At 51.5% G+C, this 21,086-nt stretch carries 8 protein-coding genes; 3 read left to right on the plus strand and 5 right to left on the minus strand.

The genetic code is table 11. From position 1 onward, the window contains the following. Positions 1-115: 115 nt before the first annotated feature. The 4 genes from AWM72_RS09730 to AWM72_RS03765 form a co-directional block, all read right to left on the minus strand. Complete coding sequence (locus tag AWM72_RS09730) at positions 116-4,903, minus strand: collagen-flanked surface repeat-containing protein (protein ID WP_067973399.1); 4,788 nt, start codon at positions 4,901-4,903, stop codon at positions 116-118. Then, a complete protein-coding gene (locus AWM72_RS09635; protein ID WP_067973402.1) occupies positions 4,852-12,474 on the minus strand; it encodes a YSIRK-type signal peptide-containing protein in 7,623 nt (2,540 codons plus the stop codon). The genes AWM72_RS09730 and AWM72_RS09635 overlap by 52 nt, the downstream gene beginning before the upstream one ends. A gap of 545 nt (positions 12,475-13,019) precedes the next feature. Further along, the gene (locus AWM72_RS03760; RefSeq protein WP_067973404.1) at positions 13,020-15,941 is read right to left on the minus strand and encodes an insulinase family protein; all 2,922 of its coding nucleotides are present in this window, start codon (positions 15,939-15,941) and stop codon (positions 13,020-13,022) included. 16 nt (positions 15,942-15,957) lie between these two features. Then, positions 15,958-16,533 carry an AI-2E family transporter gene (locus AWM72_RS03765; protein WP_067973407.1) on the minus strand — a complete coding sequence of 192 codons (576 nt, stop codon included), beginning with the start codon at positions 16,531-16,533 and terminating at the stop codon, positions 15,958-15,960. 77 nt (positions 16,534-16,610) lie between these two features. On the opposite strand from AWM72_RS03765, the gene pgeF reads away from it, so the two are divergent. After that, positions 16,611-17,372 carry a peptidoglycan editing factor PgeF gene (gene pgeF / locus AWM72_RS03770; RefSeq protein WP_067973409.1) on the plus strand — a complete coding sequence of 254 codons (762 nt, stop codon included), beginning with the start codon at positions 16,611-16,613 and terminating at the stop codon, positions 17,370-17,372. A 582-nt stretch (positions 17,373-17,954) separates the two neighbouring features. On the opposite strand, the gene AWM72_RS03775 is transcribed toward pgeF, so the two are convergent. Then, positions 17,955-18,329 carry a MerR family transcriptional regulator gene (locus tag AWM72_RS03775; RefSeq protein WP_067973413.1) on the minus strand — a complete coding sequence of 125 codons (375 nt, stop codon included), beginning with the start codon at positions 18,327-18,329 and terminating at the stop codon, positions 17,955-17,957. A 369-nt stretch (positions 18,330-18,698) separates the two neighbouring features. Between AWM72_RS03775 and AWM72_RS03780 the strand changes: the two genes are divergently transcribed. Then, positions 18,699-19,571, plus strand: coding sequence for a cation diffusion facilitator family transporter (locus AWM72_RS03780; protein ID WP_067973414.1), 873 nt, complete (start codon positions 18,699-18,701; stop codon positions 19,569-19,571). Positions 19,572-19,659: 88 nt separating this feature from the next. After that, on the plus strand, positions 19,660-20,853 hold the full coding sequence (locus AWM72_RS03785) for a MalY/PatB family protein (protein WP_067973417.1): 1,194 nt from the start codon (positions 19,660-19,662) through the stop codon (positions 20,851-20,853). Positions 20,854-21,086 lie beyond the last annotated feature (233 nt).

A 21,086-nucleotide genomic window follows, 5' to 3' on the forward strand; every position in this document is an offset into this window, starting at 1 on the left:
TCTTTTCATAAATATTTTATAACCAACAAAAAGCCCATCTTCACTTTCGAAGATGGGCTTTTTTCAAGCTTTCCAGCTCGCTAATTTTTACTTTGACCTTGCCTTAAGTCAGAGACTAGTCTTCTTTCTTCATTGGGAAGACAAGTAGTCCAACCCCTGCGAGGAGGGAGACAGCGAGTGCTGCGGTGGATACTTGGCTGGTTGAAGACGTTTGTGGCAGAGTCTTAGCTTTGGCTTGTTTTGGTGTGGCCTGGTCCTTGTTTTCTTGACGAACTTGGGTCGTTGCAGGGTAGGTCACACCTTCTACTTGAACCTTAGCAGGTTGTTCTGGTTGGCTTGGAACTTCTGGCGTTGGGTTGCCTGGTACAGTTGGTACTTCTGGTGCTGGATTACCCGGTACACTTGGTACTTCTGGTGTTGGGTTACCCGGTACGTTCGGTACTTCCGGTGTTGGGTTGCCCGGTACATTTGGTACTTCTGGATCTGGTTGACCTGGTTTTTCAGGGTCAGCTGGGACACTTGGTACTTCTGGGTCTGGTTGACCTGGTTTTCCAGGGTCAGCTGGGACACTTGGTACTTCTGGGTCTGGTTGGCCTGGTTTTCCAGGATCAGCTGGGACACTTGGTACTCCTGGGTTTGGAGTGCCAGGTACCTTAGGCTCACCTGGTTTTGGATCATTCGGTACCTTAGGCTCACCTGGTTTCGGAGTTTCTGGTTTGGTTGGAACGTTTGGTGTTGGGTCTCCTGGTTTTGGTGTTCTTGGAGACTCTGGGCATGGTTTGCAGCATGGGATTTCAATCTCTTCCGTGGTGTGGTCTGAGAAGATGATGATCAGTTTACCTTCACGGTTGTAGATCTTCTGTACGCTGCGGCCATCCTTACCGTCCTTGCCGTCTTTACCATCGCGGACGAAGTGACGACTGGATTCATTGCCTTCACCGTCTTTAACGATTACCCAAAGGCCGGATTCACCTTTTTCATTCTTACCTGGAACGGTTTCGAGGCTTGATGAAGCGCCGTCTTTACCGTCACGGACAAATTCACGGGAAACTTCATTGCCGTCTCCGTCGAAGACAATAATCCATTGGCCAGAATCACCGCGGCTGTTCTTGCCTTCTTCCACCTTAACAGATGGGGTCTTGCCGTCGCGGATAAATTCACGGCTTAATTCATTGCCCTTGTCGTCGGTAATGATGACCCAAACGCCTTCGTTGCCTTGGCTATCCTTACCTTTTTCAGTCCGGATGCGTTCGGAACGGCCGTCTTTACCGTCCTTACCATCGCGACCATCCTTACCGTCTTTGACCGTCGTGGTTGTGGTCGTGCCATCTGGATTCTTGATGGTAATGGTATGGCTGCCGTCACCGTTGTCTTTGACGCTCACTTCTGGGGACTTACCGTCCTTGCCGTCTTTGACAGTGGTGTTGGTGGTGGTGCCGTCTGGGTTCTTGATGGTAATGGTGTGGCTGCCGTCGTTATTGTTTCGGATAGAAACTTGTGGTGACTTGCCATCCTTACCGTCTTTACCATCACGGCCATCCTTAACGGAACCTTCTGCGACTGCTGGTTGCGTAGTATCTGGCTGGCCAGTCTTAGGATCTACTGGGTAGAACTTAATCGTGGTGGTGCCATCTTGACCTTTCTCAACCACTGGGGCAAAAGTCTTACCGTCGATACCGTCGCGACCATCCTTACCGTCTTTGACAGTTGTCGTTGTGGTCGTGCCATCTGGGTTCTTGATGGTGATGGTGTGGGTTCCGTCGCCGTTATCCGTAGTGGTCACTTCTGGGGACTTGCCGTCCTTACCATTCTTCACGGTAGTGGTTGAAGTGGTGCCATCTGGGTTCTTAACGGTGATGGTATGGGTCCCGTCGCCATTGTCCTTCAAGGAAACTTCTGGAGACTTGCCATCTTTACCATCTTTAACAGAGCCTTCTGCGACTGCTGGTTGACTGGTGTCTGGCTGGCCAGTCTTAGGATCTACTGGGTAGAACTTAATGGTGGTGGTGCCGTCTTGACCCTTCTCAACGACTGGGGCAAAAGTCTTACCGTCGATACCATCTTTTCCGTCGCGGCCGTCTTTACCGTTTTGACCATTCTTACCGTCTCTGACAGTCGTGGTTGTGGTCGTGCCATCTGGATTCTTGATGGTGATGGTATGGCTACCGTCACCGTTGTCTTTCACGCCGACTTCTGGGGTCTTGCCATCCTTACCGTCTTTGACCGTCGTGGTTGTGGTCGTGCCGTCTGGGTTCTTGATGGTGATGGTGTGGGTCCCGTCGCCGTTGTCCTTAGTGGTGACTTCTGGAGACTTGCCGTCCTTGCCATCTTTGACAGAGCCTTCTGCAACAGGTGCTTGCGTGGTGTCTGGCTTGCCAGTCTTAGGATCTACTGGGTAGAACTTAATCGTGGTGGTGCCATCTTGACCCTTCTCAACCACTGGGGCAAAGCTCTTGCCATCGATACCGTCACGGCCATCTTTACCATTCTTACCGTCTTTGACAGTAGTTGTGGTTACTGTACCACTTGGATCCTTGATGGTGATGGTGTGGGTGCCGTCACCGTTGTCCTTGCTGGTGATTTCTGGAGACTTGCCGTCTTGACCGTCTTTCACATAGCTTTCGTGAACAACAGCGCCGGTTTCAGGATCTTTGACAATAATCTTAGTGCCGGCTTGCTTGCCAGGGGTGTTAGGATCGAGGTCGTCGACGCGGCTGGCTTCAACGACTGGCGACTTGCCATCCTTACCGTCCTTCACAGAACCTTCTGCAACGGCTGGTTGAGTGGTGTCTGGCTTACCAGTCTTAGGATCTACTGGGTAGAACTTAATCGTGGTCGTGCCATCTTGGCCCTTCTCAACGACTGGCGCAAAGCTCTTACCGTCGATACCGTTCTTACCGTCTTTACCATCCTTACCGTTGACGCCATCTTTGACGAAGGTTTCGCGGATGACCTTACCGGTTTCTGGATCTTTGACCGTAATCTTGGTACCTGCTTGGTTACCAGGTGTATTTGGATCAGCATCTTCAACCCGGGTGCTCTCAACGACTGGGGACTTACCGTCCTTACCGTTCTTAACGGTGGTGGTGGAGTTCACGCTGCCGTCTGGGTTCTTGGTTGTGATGGTATGGGTTCCGTCACCGTTGTCCTTCACTTCGACTGTTGGGGACTTGCCATCCTTACCATCGCGAACGAATTGGGCAGATACGACTTCATCGTCGGTGAACTTGCCGTCGTTGTTCTTGTCGAAGTAGTTGATGATCCAGCGGCCAGGCTCGCCGGCTGCATTTGGCCCTTCAACGACGGTGGTGTAGGCAGACTTGCCGTTTGCCCCGTCTTTGACTGCACCTTCTGCAACAGCTGGTTGAGTCGTGTCCACTTTACCGGTCTTAGGATCAACTGGGTAGAACTTGATGGTGGTGGTGCCATCTTGACCTTTTTCTACAACTGGTGCGTAGCTTTGGCCATCCTTACCGTCTTTGACAGTGCCTTCTGCAACGGCTGGTTGGCTGGTGTCTGGCTTGCCCGTTTCTTTGTTGACTGGGTAGAACTTAATGGTGGTTGTACCATCTGCACCCTTCTCAACAACTGGGGCAAAGGTCTTACCGTCAACGCCGTCCTTACCGTCTTTACCGTCTTTGACGAAGGTCTCATTGATCACCTTGCCAGTATCTGGGTCTTTAACAGTGATCTTAGTACCTGGTTGATTATCTGGAGTATTTGGATCAGCGTCTTCTACACGGCTCGTTTCAACGACTGGTGCTTTCCCATCTTTACCGTCTTTGACCGTTGTGGTAGTGCTTGTGCCATCTGGGTTCTTGATGGTGATGGTGTGAGTTCCGTTGCCATTGTCCTTAGTCGTGACTTCTGGAGACTTGCCGTCCTTACCGTCACGGACAAATTTAGCGGAAACGACTTCATCATCGGTGAACTTGCCGTCGCCGTTCTTGTCGTAGTAGTTGATGATCCATTGACCTTGTTCACCAGCTTCGTTAGGTCCAGTGACTACCGTCGTGTAGGCAGATTTACCGTCTTGGCCAGCTGCACCCTGAGCGCCGTCTTTGACTTCGCCAGTGGCAACAGGTTCTTGGCTCTTATCAACCTTACCTGTCTTAGGATCGACTGGGTAGAACTTGATAGTGGTCGTGCCGTCTGCGCCCTTCTCAACGACTGGGGCAAAGGTCTTGCCGTCGACACCATTCGTACCGTCTTGACCTTTTTCACCCTTGTCACCTTTAGCCCCGTCTTTAACGGTTGTTGTGGTGGTCGTGCCATCTGGGTTCTTGATGGTGATGGTGTGGGTCCCGTTGCCATTGTCCTTAGTGGTGACTTCTGGAGACTTGCCGTCTTGGCCGTCCTTGACGAAGGTTTCACTAATGACCTTATCAGTTTCTGGATCTTTGACAGTGATCTTGGTCCCGGCTTGCTTGCCTGGGGTGTTTGGATCAAGGTCTTCCACCCGTTCAGTTTCAACGACTGGGGCCTTCCCGTCTTTACCATCTTTCACAGAACCTTCTGCAACAGCTGGTTGACTTTCATCAGCCTTGCCAGTCTTAGGATCTACTGGATAGAACTTGATGGTGGTTGTACCATCTGCACCCTTAGTCACAACTGGAGCGTAAGTCTTGCCGTCAACGCCGTCCTTACCATCGCGAACGAATTGAGCAGATACGACTTCATCGTCGGTAAACTTGCCATCCGCGTTCTTGTCATAGTAGTTGATGATCCAACGGCCAGGCTCGCCAGCTGCATTTGGTCCTTCAACAACTGTGGTATAGGCGGACTTACCGTCTTTGACAGAGCCTTCCGCCACAGGAGCTTGGGTCGTGTCAGCTTTACCGGTCTTAGGATCTACTGGATAGAACTTGATGGTGGTGGTGCCGTCTGCGCCCTTCTCAACCACTGGGGCAAAGCTCTTACCGTCGTCACCCTTAGCGCCGTCTTTGACTTCGCCAGTGGCAACTGGGCTTGCTTGGTATCTGGCTCACCAGTCTTAGGATCTACTGGGTAGAACTTAATAGAGGTTGTGCCATTTTCACCCTTAGTGAGGACTGGAGCGTAGGTCTTGCCGTCCTTACCATCGCGAACGAATTGGGCAGATACGACTTCATCGTCGGTAAACTTGCCGTCGCCATTCTTATCGAAGTAGTTGATGATCCAGCGGCCTGGTTCATTGGCTGCATTTGGTCCTTCAACAACGGTAGTGTAGGCAGACTTACCGTCTTTGACTGCACCTTCTGCAACAGCTGGTTGGCTGGTGTCTGGCTGACCGGTCTTAGGATCTACTGGGTAGAACTTAATCGTGGTTGTACCGTCTGCACCCTTCTCAACAACTGGGGCGAAGGTCTTGCCGTCAGCACCGTCTTTAACTGTTCCTTCAGCAACAGCTGGTTGATCAGTATCAGCCTTACCAGTTTCTGGATTGACTGGGTAGAACTTGATCGAAGTTGTGCCGTCTTGGCCCTTCGTTACAACAGGAGCGTAAGTCTTGCCGTTTTGGCCGTCCTTAACTTCTGTTTCACTTGGCGTCCCGTCAACAACATTACCTTCAGCATCACGAACTTGTGGGGTCACCTTGATGACCACACCATCGTTAGCATCGTTACGACGTGTTTCAATCTTAGGACTGAGACCGTCTTTACCGTCCTTGCCGTCCTTCACCTTGCCTTCTGCAACAGGAGCTTGGGTCGTGTCTGGCTGTTTAGTTTCTGGGTTAACTGGGTAGAACTTGATGGTGGTTTCGCCGTCTTTACCCTTTTCGAGGACTGGAGCGAAGGTCTTACCATCTTGGCCATCCTTGACCGTTCCTTCTGCTACGGCTGGTTGCGTAGTATCAGCCTTACCAGTTTCTGGGTTGACTGGGTAGAACTTAATCGAAGTTGTACCATCTTTGCCTTTTTCAAGAACAGGAGCAAATGTCTTACCGTCCTTGCCGTCTTTCCCATCTTTACCGTTGCGGACAAATTGGGTGGAAACAATTTCGTCGTCAGTGAACTTGCCGTCGCCGTTCTTGTCGAAGTAGTTGATGATCCATTGGCCTGGTTCACCGGCTGCGTTTGGTCCTTCAACAACTGTGGTGTAAGCGGACTTACCGTTGACACCATCTTTGACGGTTCCTTCTGCAACAGCTGGCTTACTTTCATCAGCCTTGCCGGTCTTAGGATCGACTGGGTAGAACTTGATGGAGGTTGTGCCATCTTCGCCCTTCTTAACGACTGGGGCGTAGCTCTGACCGTCGTTACCGTCTTTGACAAAGCTTTCGCTGATGACCTTGTTAGTTTCTGGGTCTTTAACTGTAACCTTGGTGCCTGGTTGATTGCCTTCAGTTGTTGGATCGGCGTCTTCTACGCGGGTCGTTTCAACAACTGGGGTCTTCCCATCGGTCCCCTTGTCGCCTTTTTCACCCTTTTCGCCGTCTTTAACGAAGCTTTCGCTAATGACCTTGTTAGTTTCTGGGTCTTTGACAGTGACCTTGGTACCCGGTTGATTACCTTCAGTTGCTGGATCGGCATCTTCTACGCGGGTCGTTTCAACAACTGGGCTCTTGCCGTCTTTGACTTCGCCAGTAGCCACTGGGTCTTTGGTCTTGTCGGCTTGGCCATCTTTACCAGCTGGGTAGAACTTAATGGTAGTAACACCATTGTCGCCCTTCTCTACAACTGGGACAAAGGTCTTGCCGTCTGCGCCGTCTTTAACTTCGCCAGAAGCGACTGGATCTTTGGTCTTGTCAGCTTGGCCATCTTTACCGGTTGGGTAGAACTTGATCGTTGTTGTACCGTCTTGACCTTTCTCAACAACAGGGGTAAAGGTCTTGCCGTCTTGGCCATCCTTCACAGTGCCTTCAGCAACAGCTGGTTGACTTTCATCCGCCTTGCCAGTTTCTGGATTCACTGGGTAGAACTTGATGGAGGTGGTGCCGTCTGCGCCCTTAGTCACAACAGGAGCAAAAGTCTTACCGTTTTCGCCGTTCTTACCGTCTTGACCTTTCTCACCTGGGTCACCTTTTTCACCCTTGTCGCCTTTAGCGCCGTCTTTGATTTCGCCGCTTGCGACTGGGTCCTTAGTTTGATCAGCTTGGCCGGTCTTAGGGTCGACTGGGTAGAACTTGATGGTGGAAACACCATCTTGGCCCTTAGTGATCACTGGAGCGTAGGTCTTACCGTCCTTGACTTCCGTTTCAGTTGGGGTACCGTCAACAACATTACCTTGAGCGTCACGAACTTGTGGGGTCACCTTGATGATCACACCGTCATTGGTATCGTTGCGGCGGGTTTCAACCTTAGGCGTTAGGCCATCTTTACCGTCCTTGACTTCACCAGTTGCGACTGGGTTTTGGGTCTTATCAGGCTCACCAGTCTTAGGATCTACTGGGTAGAATTTAATGGTCGTTACGCCATCTTTACCCTTTTCAACCACTGGCGCAAAGGTCTTGCCATCGATACCGTCTGTGACGAAGCTTTCGCTGATAACAGCCTTGGTTTCTGGGTCTTTGACCACAATCTTAGTACCTGGTTGTTTCCCTTCAATACTTGGATCAGCATCTTCTACACGGCTGGTTTCAACGATTGGGGTCTTCCCATCTTTGACTTCACCCGTAGCGACTGGATCTTTGGTCTTGTCGGCTTGACCCTCTGCATTAGCTGGGTAGAACTTGATGGTGGTGACACCGTCTTTGCCCTTCTCAACGACTGGAACAAAAGTCTTACCGTCTGTCCCGTTCTTGCCGTCTAGGCCTTTCTCACCTTGGATACCTGGGTCACCCTTGTCGCCTTTAGCCCCGTCTTGGACTTGGCCAGTGGCTACTGGGTCCTTGGTCGTATCAGCTTTACCCTCTGCGTTAGCTGGGTAGAACTTAATGGTCGTTACGCCATTGTCGCCCTTTTCAACGACTGGAACGTAAGTCTTACCATTTTCGCCGTTCTTGCCGTCTTTAACTTCTGTTTCGGTTGGGGTACCGTCTACGACATTACCTTGGGCGTCGCGAACTTGTGGGGTCACCTTGATGATCACACCATCGTTGGTATCGTTACGGCGGGTTTCAACCTTAGGCGTTAAGCCGTCCTTACCGTTTTTCCCATCCTTAACTTCACCAGTTGCGACAGGTTCTTGGGTCGTGTCTGGTTTCTTAGTTTCTGGGTTGACAGGATAGAACTTGATTGAAGTGGTGCCGTCTTCCCCCTTAGTGATAACTGGCGCATAGGTCTTACCATCTTGACCTGGGTCACCTTTTTCACCTTTAGCGCCGTCTTTGACTTGGCCTTCAGCGAATGGTTGCTTAGACTTGTCAGGTTGACCCGTTTGAGGATCCACTGGGTAGAATTTGATGGTGGTGATGCCGTCTTGGCCTTTTTCAACAACTGGCGCATAGGTCAGTCCATCCTTACCCTTGTCGCCTTTTTCACCTTTTTCGCCATCTTTAACGAAACTTTCGCTTAAAGTTGCGCCGGTGGTTGGGTCCTTGAAGGTCACCTTAGCACCTGGTTGGTCGCCCTCTATGTTTGGATCAGCGTCAGCTACACGAGCGGTTTCAACGATTGGGCTCTTGCCATCTTTACCAGGATCACCCTTGGCGCCGTCTTTGACTTCGCTGGTCACAGGGTCACCATTAACCACTTCACCTTGTTCATTATATGAAAGTGGGGTCAGAGTAATGATCACGCCATCGTTAGTTGGGTTCCGTTTAACATCCACTAATGGAGTTAAACCGTCGCGGCCATTTTGACCTGGGTCACCTTTCTCACCCTTGTCGCCCTTCACGCCATCTTTAACAAAGCTTTCGCTTAGGACTTCTTTGGTGACTGGATCTTTAATGGTGACTTTAGTACCTGGTTGGTTACCAGTTTCCTTAGGATCAGCGTCGTCCACACGGGTCGTTTCGATCAGTGGGGTCTTGCCGTCTGCGCCGTCGTTAACTTCACCAGTTGCGACAGGTTTTTGGCTCTTATCGGCTTCTCCTGTTGGGGTAGCTGGGTAGAACTTGATGGTAGTAACACCATTTTCGCCCTTCTCTACAACTGGGACAAAAGTCTTGCCGTTAGCACCGTCTTGGCCTTTTTCGCCTTGGGCCCCTTGAGCACCTGTTGCGCCGGTCGCGCCAGTTTCACCTTTTTCGCCCTTAGCACCGTCTTTACCGTCTTTTACGACACCAGTTGCAATAGGATTTTGGGCCTTATCGGCTGTGCCATCTGCCTTGGCTGGGTAGAATTTAATGGTCGTTTGTTTGTTAGGCTCATCGCGCTCAACAACTGGAACGTAGGACTTGCCATCCGCACCCTTTTCACCTTGAGCGCCAGTTGCACCGGTTTCACCCTTTTCGCCATCTTTTACGATACCTTCAGCGACAGGTTTTTGGGTCTTGTCGGCTGTGCCATCGGTATTAGCTGGGTAGAACTTGATGGTCGTTTGTTTGCCGGCCTCATCACGTTCAACAACTGGAACGTAAGACTTGCCGTCGACACCATCTTTACCCTTCTCACCTTGGGCGCCTTGAGCACCGGTATCACCCTTTTCACCTTGAGGGCCTTGGATACCTGGGTCACCCTTTTCACCGTCTTTAACTTGACCGGTTGCGATCGGTTGTTGGTCTTTATCAGGCGTGCCATCTTTTTTGGCTGGGTAGAACTTGATATGGGTAATACCATCGGCCCCTTTTTCAACAACAGGGACATAGGTCTTGCCGTCAGTACCAGGAGCGCCGTCTTTGACTTCGCTAGTGGTTGGCGTCCCGTTTTCAGGTTGACCTTGAGCATTGTAGTGGCGTGGCGTTACGGTGATGATAACCCCATCGTTAGCGTCATTACGACGAACATCAACCAGTGGGCTTAAGCCGTCGCGGCCGTCCTTACCTGGGGTACCTGGAGCACCTTGGTCACCCTTAGGCCCTTGAGCGCCGGTATCACCTTTTGGACCCTGAGCTCCGGTTTCACCCTTGTCGCCTTTTGGACCTTGGGCGCCGGTTGCTCCGGTTTCACCTTTGTCGCCTTTTGGACCAGCAATACCTTGAGGACCTTGTGGACCTGCTTCACCTTGTGGGCCTCGAGGACCGGTTTCGCCATCTTTTACCACACCTTCAGCGACAGCTTTCTTAGTGGTATCAGCAGAACCGTCTGCATTGGCTGGGTAGAACTTGATGGTGGTTTCTTTCTTAGCTTCGTCGCGGCTTACAACCGGAACGAAAGATTTACCGTCTTCGCCCTTGGCACCTTGAGCACCTGTTGCGCCGGTAGCACCAGTTTCACCCTTGTCACCCTTAGCGCCGTCTTTACCGTCTTTAACGACACCAGTTGCGACAGGGTTTTTAGTGGTGTCAGCAGAACCGTCTGGATTTGCTGGGTAGAACTTAATGGTAGTTTCTTTCTTAGCTTCATCGCGGTCAACGACTGGAACGTAAGTCTTACCGTCTTCGCCCTTTTCACCCTTGGCGCCTTGTGGTCCGGCTACGCCTGGATCGCCTTTCTCACCTTGTGGGCCTTGAGGACCAGCGATACCTTGTGGGCCTTGAGGACCTTGTTGGCCATCATAAACAAAGGTTTCGTTAAGAACTCTACCAGTTACAGGATCCGTTACGGTTACCTTAGTCCCTGGGCGACCATCTTTTTCACCGCGTTGGGTAGAAATTTGAGGCGCCCGACCGTCACGAGGAACGATGGTCTTGCCTGGTAGACTAGTCCGGTTAGAGTCCCATGCGACAGCTGAGATTGTCTCTCCTTCATTTAATGGAGGAACACCTGTTATTGTAAAATTACCTTGATTATCAGTATGTGTTATATAATATTTATCACCAATCGTCACTCTTATATTCTTATTTGGTTCAGACACACCACTAACCGTAGTATCTCCAGACAAGCGCGGATCAACTACTGGGGGCAGTAAAGGTTCTTTTTGACCTTCAGGCAGGCCAACCCCAATTAAGAACTCAGCATCAACTGGGGCTTTTTCGACCTCTGTTCGAGTATTAATTTCCCCCATATCAACGCCTTTGTAAGTACGAATGGTTCTAGTAACTTTATTAACCCCTTCTTCGCCTCGTCGAATTTCTTTTGTTGAGCCAACAGGAAGTTCTGTGGTTGTCTTATACTTACTTTGGAATTTAACTGGAATTCTCTCAACTTCTTCACGCGTTCCTAAATGTGCTTTTGGATTCAAGTCACCACGTTTTACAGCATCATTGTAGAAATAGTTAGCTCGGTTAACAGGGTCAGTTAAGCCAGGAGTGGATCCAGAAGATTGGTTAAACATCCCGATAGTCGCTTTATATTCTAAGTTATCATTCCAATTCTTAACAGGAACAGAGAACTTGTAAACAAGCGGATAGCCTTTTCCAACATCAAAATTACTTAGAGAGTAATCATTTCCCATTGATAAGCCATGATATCCAGTTGCTGCTCCAGCTTTCATAGTGACATTCAGTGGGTTACGCTTCTTATTACCCTCTACTTCAACACGGGCTTGAACACCAGTGTTAGGGTTATAATTGTAGCCGCTACCTAATTCAATCCCAAAACGAGATTGATGGTTAACAGACCCACCAAGAGCTGACACAGTTTGAGGATCAAGACGGTAAATCAGTTCGAAATTAACCTGATTATTAAGTTTATCTGGTGTTGCTTTTAGTATATAACGAGCAGGTACCCCACCTGAACCATGAACAACCCCTTGACCATTCTGGCTGATTGGTTTTGTGGGATTACCAAGAGCAACAGGGGCTCCATCATCTACTCTAACTCTATCTGGAATATCGCTAGCAGTCGGGTCTGCGGCATAGAAGGCAAAGCCCGTGCGGCGTTTGTCGCCTGCGTATTGAACGCCGGCCTTGGAGACTTCTTCCATCAACTGGCGGCCGTTGCTGACTTTAGATAAATCAACGTTCTTAACGATGCCTTCAATCTCTTCGTCGGTATAGATGTCCTTTAGTTCTGTTCTAAGAGCTTCTTGAGGGTTAGCTGCCCCTAAGATTCTCTTAGCTAAACGGTCGAGGCCTGCATCACGGGCAGCTTCCGCAGAAGCGCCTGGAATTTCAGCACCTTCAGCCGCTGCATAGTTGCCTGCTTGGCTGTTAGCTGTTTCTTTTTTGTATTTGTCTGAAAATTCACCCACTTCTGGTGACACAGTGCCAGTTGCTTTTTCTGCTTTGTTTTCTTTAGCCTGATCAGCTTCAGCTGGGGCTTGAGCCTTGTCTTCTGCTGCTGGCGCTTTTACTTCTTCTTCCGCCTTAGCTGGCGCTTCCTCAACAGGTGTTTCTTCTGCTGCTGGAGCGACTTCAGCCGCTGGGGCTGGTTCAGCTACTGGCTCTGCTTCTGGTTGACTGGCCGCATCGGCTGGGGCTTCCACCCGGTCCACTGCGTCAGCTGCGCTAATTTCATCCGCCTGCACGCTCACGGCCTGGTTGGCGAACAATAAGCCCGCTGCCACAGCCACTGAGGCCACGCCGATATTCAAGCGCTTGATGGAGTAACGGTAGAACTTGTTACTCATCTTCTCTCTTCTTAATTTTATATTATTTTTCCCTAACATAAAAAACCTCCCGGCAAAAACACATTCGTGTACGTCGTAGTTAATCATACTTCATAATGTTTCAGAAAATAAATAAAAATTTTATTTTGTACTTTTTATTTTTTGAACATTTTTGTTTAAAACCATTTATTCACAAGGCTTTTTCCTTGATTTTTTATAATAAATTATTTTTATGCTTTGTACTTTATTTTATACAATCGTTACGCTCTCTTTATATATATTAGAGGCGTTCTAAGTTATTATATCGATAATTATTACAAATAATTATTGATTTTTAGTTCACTTCTTTCCTATTAAATGAGTTTTAATTTATTTGATCGCAATAGGATTTAATAGACAAAAAAACAAAAAATACAAATTGTGTTCAAATCGATTATTTAATTCTTATATTATAAATTAATAAGTTAATTTTATCCATCTGCTGTTACCGTAAAATACAAAAAATCCCCTAACAAAACCTATAAATTTCGTTAGGGGAGATGGACCTGGAGCTCTTTTACTCATACTTATTTTCTTTGCTTCAAGTCACGTTGGTCGCTAAAGCGCTCTGAAGCGGCACCAATTTTGTCTTGGTTGCCGATAACCACCAGGCCCTGCTGGCTAAAGGCCTGTTCGATTTCATCCGCATAAGCCTTGAAATCCTCCAGCTTGGTGTCCAGGGCTTCCTGGAGGCGCTGGTTGATCCGGTCTTCGGTCTCGCCCTTGAAGTGGCGGCGGAGGGCCAGGCCGTTGACGGCTTGGGGGACGATGGGGAAGTGGAAGGCAGTCATGGCCCCGATGATGAATTGGTCAATGGTCGCTTGGTCTAGGTCCAGCTGGCGGATAAAGTCCGCAATCTGGCTGTAGACGGCTAGGGTCCGGTCGAGATGGGGGTCGCGGTAGGAATAAGCCGCAATATCCCCAGCTGGGCTCAGGATGAAGCCGGCCCCGTAAGCGCCCCCTTGTTCACGGATTTGTTCGTGGAGGAAGGCGTGGCTCAAGAAGTGAGCCAGGACTACGGCGGAACCTTGGTAGTGGAAGCTTTCAGGCTCTAGGTGGCCGCCTTGGACCACATACTGGACATTGCCATTGGTCCGAATGCCCTCTTGCTTGGTCCCACTGAGGGGCACGATCAAGTCTTGGGCAGGAGCTTTTTCGCTTGGGAGCTGAGCCAGGAAGGTTTGGACTTCTTCGACCAGTTCCGCCTGGTCCGCCGCTTCCGCTGTCAGACTGACGGTGACGCCTTGGCTGGACCAGAGCTTGGCTTGGAGGTCGGACAGGGCTTGGCTATAGTCATCGAAAACCTTATCGAAATCAGCCAGGAGAGCGCAGACATGGTCGTAGTAGGCGATCCCCTCTAATTCTTCCGCTATCCGGGCTGTCTCTACCGACATGGCCTGGAGCCGGGTGAGGGCAGAGCTGTGGCCGCTACTTTCTAAGGCATCCTCTAAGTCAGCCTTGATCCGCTGGAGAAGGTTCAGGATCCGCGCCTTCTCATCGAAGCGGCTGGCGGTCAGGATTTCTTCCACCAGGGCTAGGGCTTGGCGGCTATCCTGGCCCAGAGCCGCGAAGGAGACCAGGAGCTTGGCCTGGTAACGGTCGGGCTGGTCGCTGTCGCGGTAGAGCTTGGCCTGGAAGTTCAAGCCATTGGCATAGGTCAGGATGGCCGTGTCCAGGTCGGCGTAGGCGTGTGCTTCGGTCGACACGCTGCCCAGGAAGGTCAGGAGGTCCGAGAGGGTCGCCAAGTCCTCAAAGGCCACTTGGTCCAGTGGGAAGGCCAGCTGGACATAGCGGATCCCAGCTGCCGGTTGGTCGTGGTAGAGGCAGACTTGGCCACCTGCTAGGGTTAATTTTTCTTCAGGGATATGGGCCACTTCCCGGTCCACATCAGTGATATCGAGCTGGGGCAGGGTCGCCTGGGCTTCGGGACTGTCGGGGGTCTGTTGGTAGGATCTGAGGGAGGCATTGGCGGCTTTGACTTGGTCGATTTCTTCTGCCGTCATGGCTTCTGCCTTGTCAGCGAGCTCTTGGGACAGGGCCTGGTCCATGGCCTGGTGTCGGCCCAGTTCGGGTTCATGGACCAGGATCTGCCGGCCTTTTGCACCGAGTAAGCGGTCCTTGACTACGGCTTCGTAGTAGCCCGTTCCTAGCTTGTCGCGGAAGGCCTGGAAGCTCTCGCTATAGTTCAAGGCCTCGTCCAGGGAGATCCCATAGCGCCAGGCACTCATGCACTGGATGAACTTGGTCACGCCGCGGTTGGCGCCCCCAGCCTCGCGCAAGGCGAATTCCGTCCGCTTGATCACGGCTTCTAGGAGTTTGGTGTCGATGCCCTCCGCAACCGCTTGGCGGAGGACCTCTTGGATTAGGGCCACCGCTTCATCCACCCGGTCAGCATCGAAGCGCTCCAAGACAATGGTGAAGTCCAGGTAGTAGCCAGAGCCCCCGTAGACCGAGACATCTTCAGCCAGACCAGCCTCCAGAATCGCTTGGCGGACCGGACTGGATTCCGCGTTGACTAGGCTATCTGCCAATAGGCTCAGCAGATACTGGTCCTCTCGGCAAGTCGCTTGGCCAAAAGGCAGGCTGTAGCTCAGATAGGAATCCGTGGACCGGTCGTCACCCTTGCCCCCATCATAGTAGGCGGTATAGCGCCGGTCTTCTTGGCTGGGAGCGGGCGTTTGGAGGCTGGATAGCCCTTTTCCAGCCTGGAAGTGGCTGAAGTAGTCGCCATCGATCTGGGCCAGGGCGCGTTCAATGTCCAGGTCGCCGTAGAGGAAGGCCAAGGCATTGTCGGGCCGGTAGTGGGCCTGGTGGAAGGCACAGAAATCCTCATAAGTCAGGTCAGGAATCTGGTAGGGATAGCCGCCTGAATCTTGGGCATAGGTCGAATCGGGGTGGAGGTAGCGGTCGATATCCTGGATCACGGTCCGGTCGGGTGAGGAATAGACCCCGCGCATCTCGTTATAGACCACACCGTTATAGGTCAATTGCCCCGTCTCCTCGTCCAGGTCCAGGTGCCAGCCCTCCTGTTCGAAGACCCGGCGTTCTTTTAACATCCGAGGGAAGAAGACGGCATCCAGGTAGACGTCCATCAGGTGGTGGAAGTCCTCCTCATTCATGGAAGCCACGGGGTAGAGGGTCATATCGGAGAAGGTCATGGCGTTGAGGAAGGTGTTCATCGAGGTCTTGAGCATGAACATGAAGGGGTCCTTGACCGGGTACTTGCGCGAGCCCGCGAGAACAGCGTGTTCCACAATATGGGCCGCCCCCCGCGAATCCTCCGGTGGGGTGATAAAGCCAATCCCAAAGGCCCGGTTCTGGTCCTCATTCTTCAGCCAGAGCACGCGGCCCCCGGATTGGTCATGTTCATAGACAAAAGCCAGACTGTTGGCGTCCGGCGCTTGAAATTGGTCAACCAGGTGAAAACCTGCGATTTGTTCATTTGACATCGGATCACATCCTTACTTAATCATTAATTTCCGTAAATTCAGCGTCAATTTCTTTCTTCTGGTCCCGCTTTTGGTCTTGGAAGTCCCGGCGCACTTGGCGGTAGGCGGAGAGGAAGGGGATAACCAGGGCGGAGACCACGATCCCCATGACATTAAAGACCAGGGTACAGATAATGGTTACGAGAAGGGTTACCCAGACCGGCAAGGCCAAGTCCCGGCCCAAAAAGAAGGGTTCGAGGGCCTGCTTCAAGAGGGCCACGACCAGGTAGAGGCCGAGCAGCCAGAAGCCCAGGCTCGTATCCCCTAAGAACCATTGGTAGAGGATCCAGGGGACGAAGACAATCCCGGACCCAATCACAGGCAGGGCGTCGAGGAGGGCAATCACGAGAGCCAAGAGCCAGGCCCAGGGAATCCCTAGAAAGTGGAGGCCGAAGCCGAGAATCACAAAGACCAGGACCAGGAGTTTGACTTGGGCCCAGGCAAAGACCCAGATATTCTTGAAGGTCCGCTTCAAGACCTGACCCCAGAAGTTCGTCGTCTGCGCTTCCTGGCTCGGGTCTGCGTTAAAATTATGGTTAAAATAAATATTCATCATTTCTCCTTTAGACTAGTAAACTTGTTTTTTTGCGATTTAGCGGCTAAGATTAAGCTAAAAAAGGAGGGTCACTTATGACAACTTTCCGCTATCCAAGCCCAGATTCGATCATTGCATTGACCAGCCTGCGCCAGGTTGACCAGCCCGAAGAAGGCAACTTCGGCCTCCGCCAGGCTAAAGACCAAGCTGGGGTCATCGCCAACCGCCAGGCCGCCCTTGAGGCATACGGCCTGAGTCTGGACAAGCTGGTCATGCCCCAGCAAACCCACAGCGCCCATTGTTACCAAGTGGGCCGAGAAGATATTGGCCGGGGCGCCCGGTCAGCTGAGACCGGCATCGCTGACTGCGACGGACTCTATACTTTTGACAAGGGAGTCATTCTAGGCATCTTGACCGCCGACTGCGTCCCCGTCCTCTTCTATGAAGAAGCTTCAGGCCTGGTCGGTGCCATCCATTCCGGTTGGCGGGGCACCGTCCAAGAAATCAGCCGCAAAGCTTTTGACCAGATCAAGGAAGCCCATCCCCAAGTCGCCATCGACCAAGTCCAGGTCCACATCGGCCCCGCCCTCTCCCAAGAAAAATTCGAAGTTCAAGCCGACGCCTACCAGGCCTTCCAAGCCCTCGGTTACGCCGACGACGCCATTAGCTACCGCGAGACCAGCCAGCGCTGGCACATCGACAACCAAGCCGTCGTCGCCAAACAATGCCAACTCAGCGGCATCCCAGCAGCAAACATCCACATCCACCACCACTGCACCTACCAAAACCCCGACAGCTTCTCCTACCGCCAAAATCAGACAAGTTATCGGCATGGGCATGTGATTGTAAGGGTGTGAGGGGATGGTGCTCAACCCACAATCAAACACCAAGAGTGTGGGTTAACAGCAAACAACCCTCAATTAAAGATTGGGAGTGTGGATTGACAGCGACCTAGCCACAATCAGACCCCGGGAGTGTGGATTAGCAACAAACAATCCTCAATTAAAGATCGGGAGTGTGGGTTGACAGAGTTCAACCCACACTCAGGGGTCCTGAATGTGGCTTCCCAAGCCGAGTCCAAGTAAAATATGCACAATCTATGGTAAAAAACATAAAATAAGGGTCAACAAGCTAGCAAGGGCCTTGCTAGCTTGTTTTCATTATGATGCGGGAGCGGGCGGCTTGCGAATGCTGGCTCTGTTTGCGAGTTGGTGCGAGCCTACTTGCTAACGGCGACCCCATTTGAAAGTTGGCACGACCCGACTTGTGAACCGGAGCCCCATTTGAAAGTTGACGCGACCCGACTTGCTAATCAGAGTCTCATTTGCGAGTTGCCGCGAACCGACTTGCTAACGGCGACCCCATTTGAAAGTTGGCACCGCCCGACTTGCGGACCGGAGCTCTATTCGAAAGTTGGCGACTCTCTACTTGCTGCCAACCTACATCTTCCGCTGGCGTGGGTCGCCTTGGCGGAAGCCGCCAGCCTTGATGAATTCGTTGTAGAGAATCTCCCGGACATCTTCGTCCGTCAGCTGCTTGGTGGACTTTTCTTCTTTTTTCGGTGCGTTTTTTTGCTTGTGGAAGATCTGGTAGATGGAGTTGACGCTCCGCCCTTCCGCAATATAATCCTTAATCTCGAGCAGGCGGTCCACATCGTTGAGGGAATACATCCGCCGGTTCGTCTCCGACCGTTGAGGTGTAATCAGGTGCTTCTCCTCATAATAACGAATCTGCCGGGCTGTGAGATCGGTCAGTTTCATCACCGTTCCAATGGGAAAGACCGCCATCGACCGCCGCAACTCTTTTTCTGACATGATAAATCCCCCTATCCTTTCAATTCTATAATCTGACATCATGTTATATTATTTTACATCTTTCTGCAAGCCAAAATCTTCCCAAAACAAGCAAAATCAGGCAAGTAATAAAAGGCTTGCACTTTCTTGTCGAGTACCTTTTTTGTATCTGGATTTGAACCCGGTCTACTAAATTCTCAGTCAGGCTCTACGACAAGAAACCGAATTCATCTTCTTAGCTTCAATTTTTTCACAAGCTTCTGTGCCCTTAAAAGACCTTCAAAGGCTCCAGTAAAGTTCAAGTTTAGGCGGTCCAAATCCCGACCTTTCAAGGATTCTGGCTTGAAAATTTGCTATACTAGGTCTATTAAGCTAAGAGGAGTTGACACCATGCCTGAACAATCTTATGAACAAGTCAAACGTGCTGAGCGGGCCACCTGGCTCAGTATCGCCAGCTATCTCATCATTGCCACGGCCAAGTTACTGGGAGGTTATTTCTTCCGGTCCAGTGCGCTGACGGCGGATGGGATGAACAACCTATCGGATACTATCAATGCGGTCTTCATGTTTATCGGCCTGCGTTTCTCGCGCAAGCCAGCGGACAGCGACCACCGCTACGGCCACTGGAAGGCGGAATCTATCGCCACCCTGGCCATGAGCTTCCTGATTCTCTATATCGGCCTAGAAGTAACCCTGAACAGCCTGCAGAATTTCTTCCACTATGAGCCTGTGACCCCAGACCCCCTCACTATCGGTGTGGCCTTGGTCTCGGGACTGGTCATGCTGGGGGTCTACCTCTACAACAAGCGCCTGGCCAAGCAGCTTGAGAGCCAGGCCCTCCTCGCCTCTTCCAAGGACAATCTCACCGACGCCCTCACCTCCTTCATGACGGCCTTCACCGCCCTCACCAGCCAGTTCGGCCTGCCCTGGCTGGACGGGGTCATGGCCTTGGTGATCGGCCTCATTATCCTGAAGACAGGCTTCGATATCTTCGTCGACTCCACCTTCCAATTGACGGACGGTTTCCCCGTTGACCTGATCGAGACCTACGAGGAAGAAATCGCCGCCATCCCCGATGTCCACAGCGTCCGCCACATCGCCGCCCGCCGCTACGGAGCCAACGTCTACATCGACGTCACCATCCTGGTCGACCCCTCCCTCTCCGTCAAGGAAGGCCACGACATCACGGAAAAGGTGGAACATGTCCTAGCCGACGCCTTCGCCATCCAACAAGTCGATGTCCATGTCGAACCCGATTTATAAGAGACAGCGCTTAATCTGTGGTAGAATACTAATAAGATAAGACCTCGCGCCTGCTCGCTTGTCTGTGTTAACCAGAAAGGATGATACCATGGATAAAGAAACATTCATCAAAAACTATGCCGTTGAGCGTCAGAACACCCAGTCGCTCAAGTGGGACCTCTTAGAAGAACGCTTCGGTGATGCAAAGCTGCTCCCACTCTGGGTCGCTGACGCGGAGTTCAAGACACCCGACAGCGTCCGTCAAGCCCTCCACGATAAGATCGACCACGGTGTCTTCGGCTACACCTTTGTGAGCGATGACTACTACGAGGCCTTCTTCAGCTGGATGGCCGATCACTTCGACCTCCACTTAGAAAAAGACTGGATCCGTTTTACCACCGGTGTGGTCCAAGCCCTCTACTACTTCGTCTATGCCTATACCGAACCAGGCGACAGCATCATCATCCAGACGCCAGTCTACTATCCCTTCCATAATGCGGCTCGGGATACCGGCCGGCGTTTGATCACCTGCGACCTCAAGTCCGTCGACAATCATTTTGAAATCAACTATGCGGCCTTCGAGCAAGCCATTATCGACGGCCAAGCCAAGCTCTATATCCACTGCTCCCCCCATAATCCAGCGGGCCGGGTGTGGACCGAAGAAGAGATGGACAAGCTTTTCGCTATCTGTGAGAAGCATGGTGTCTTGATTGTGTCTGACGAGATCCACCAAGACTTCAACTTCAGCGGCCGCCCTCAGATCCCCGCCCTCAATGTGGCGGGTGGCAAGTACCGGGACCGGATCGTAGCAGTCAACGCGGCCTCTAAGACCTTCAACATGGCGACCCTCCTCCAATCCCAGGTCATGATTCCCGATGACCAACTGCGGGCCCAGTACGATCAGGTGGTGGACCGCTTGAACCTCACCGAGAACAGCATGATGGGGCTCATTGCGACAGAAGCTGCCTACCGGGATGGTGCCGACTGGTTGGAAGGCTTCAAGGCCACCATCTACAGCAACTATACTTATCTCAAAGACCACCTGGCCCAAGAACTCCCTGAAGCCAAGGTCACCGACCTGGAAGGGACCTATCTCATGTTCGTCGAGCTCCCCTTCGTCCAAGACCAAATCGACATGGAAAGCTTCATCCAAGACCGCTGTGGCCTAGCCGTGGATTACGGCAATTGGTTCGGTGCCAGCTTTGGCGACTACATCCGCCTCAACCTAGCCACCATCCCTGACAATATCGAAAAAGCCGCCGACGCTCTAATCAAAGAAAGCCGCCGCTTACTCGACCAATAACACAGAAGAAAACCAGAAGTCCCTTCAAGCGAGGGCTTCTGGTTTTTTTGGATTCTAAAATTATTTTCACTTAAGCAGAAATTCAAAAATTACTATTCAACGATCAAATTCAAAAGCGGAACGGATGCTCACATATGCAATGTAATAAAATAACTCTTCTTTTTAATTTTCTCATGTTAGTTCCACAACACCGTTCAAAGGCAGACCGACCGCCCCCCTAGGCGCTTTCTAAG

This window comes from Aerococcus sanguinicola (assembly GCF_001543145.1).
Classification (GTDB): domain Bacteria; phylum Bacillota; class Bacilli; order Lactobacillales; family Aerococcaceae; genus Aerococcus; species Aerococcus sanguinicola.

Coding starts and splice junctions, on each gene's coding strand:
- AWM72_RS09635 (WP_067973402.1), bottom strand. CDS start 12,474: ATGAGTAACAAGTTCTACCGTTACTCCATCAAGCGCTTGAATATCGGC.
- AWM72_RS03760 (WP_067973404.1), bottom strand. CDS start 15,941: ATGTCAAATGAACAAATCGCAGGTTTTCACCTGGTTGACCAATTTCAA.
- AWM72_RS03765 (WP_067973407.1), bottom strand. CDS start 16,533: ATGAATATTTATTTTAACCATAATTTTAACGCAGACCCGAGCCAGGAA.
- pgeF (WP_067973409.1), top strand. CDS start 16,611: ATGACAACTTTCCGCTATCCAAGCCCAGATTCGATCATTGCATTGACC.
- AWM72_RS03775 (WP_067973413.1), bottom strand. CDS start 18,329: ATGTCAGAAAAAGAGTTGCGGCGGTCGATGGCGGTCTTTCCCATTGGA.
- AWM72_RS03780 (WP_067973414.1), top strand. CDS start 18,699: ATGCCTGAACAATCTTATGAACAAGTCAAACGTGCTGAGCGGGCCACC.
- AWM72_RS03785 (WP_067973417.1), top strand. CDS start 19,660: ATGGATAAAGAAACATTCATCAAAAACTATGCCGTTGAGCGTCAGAAC.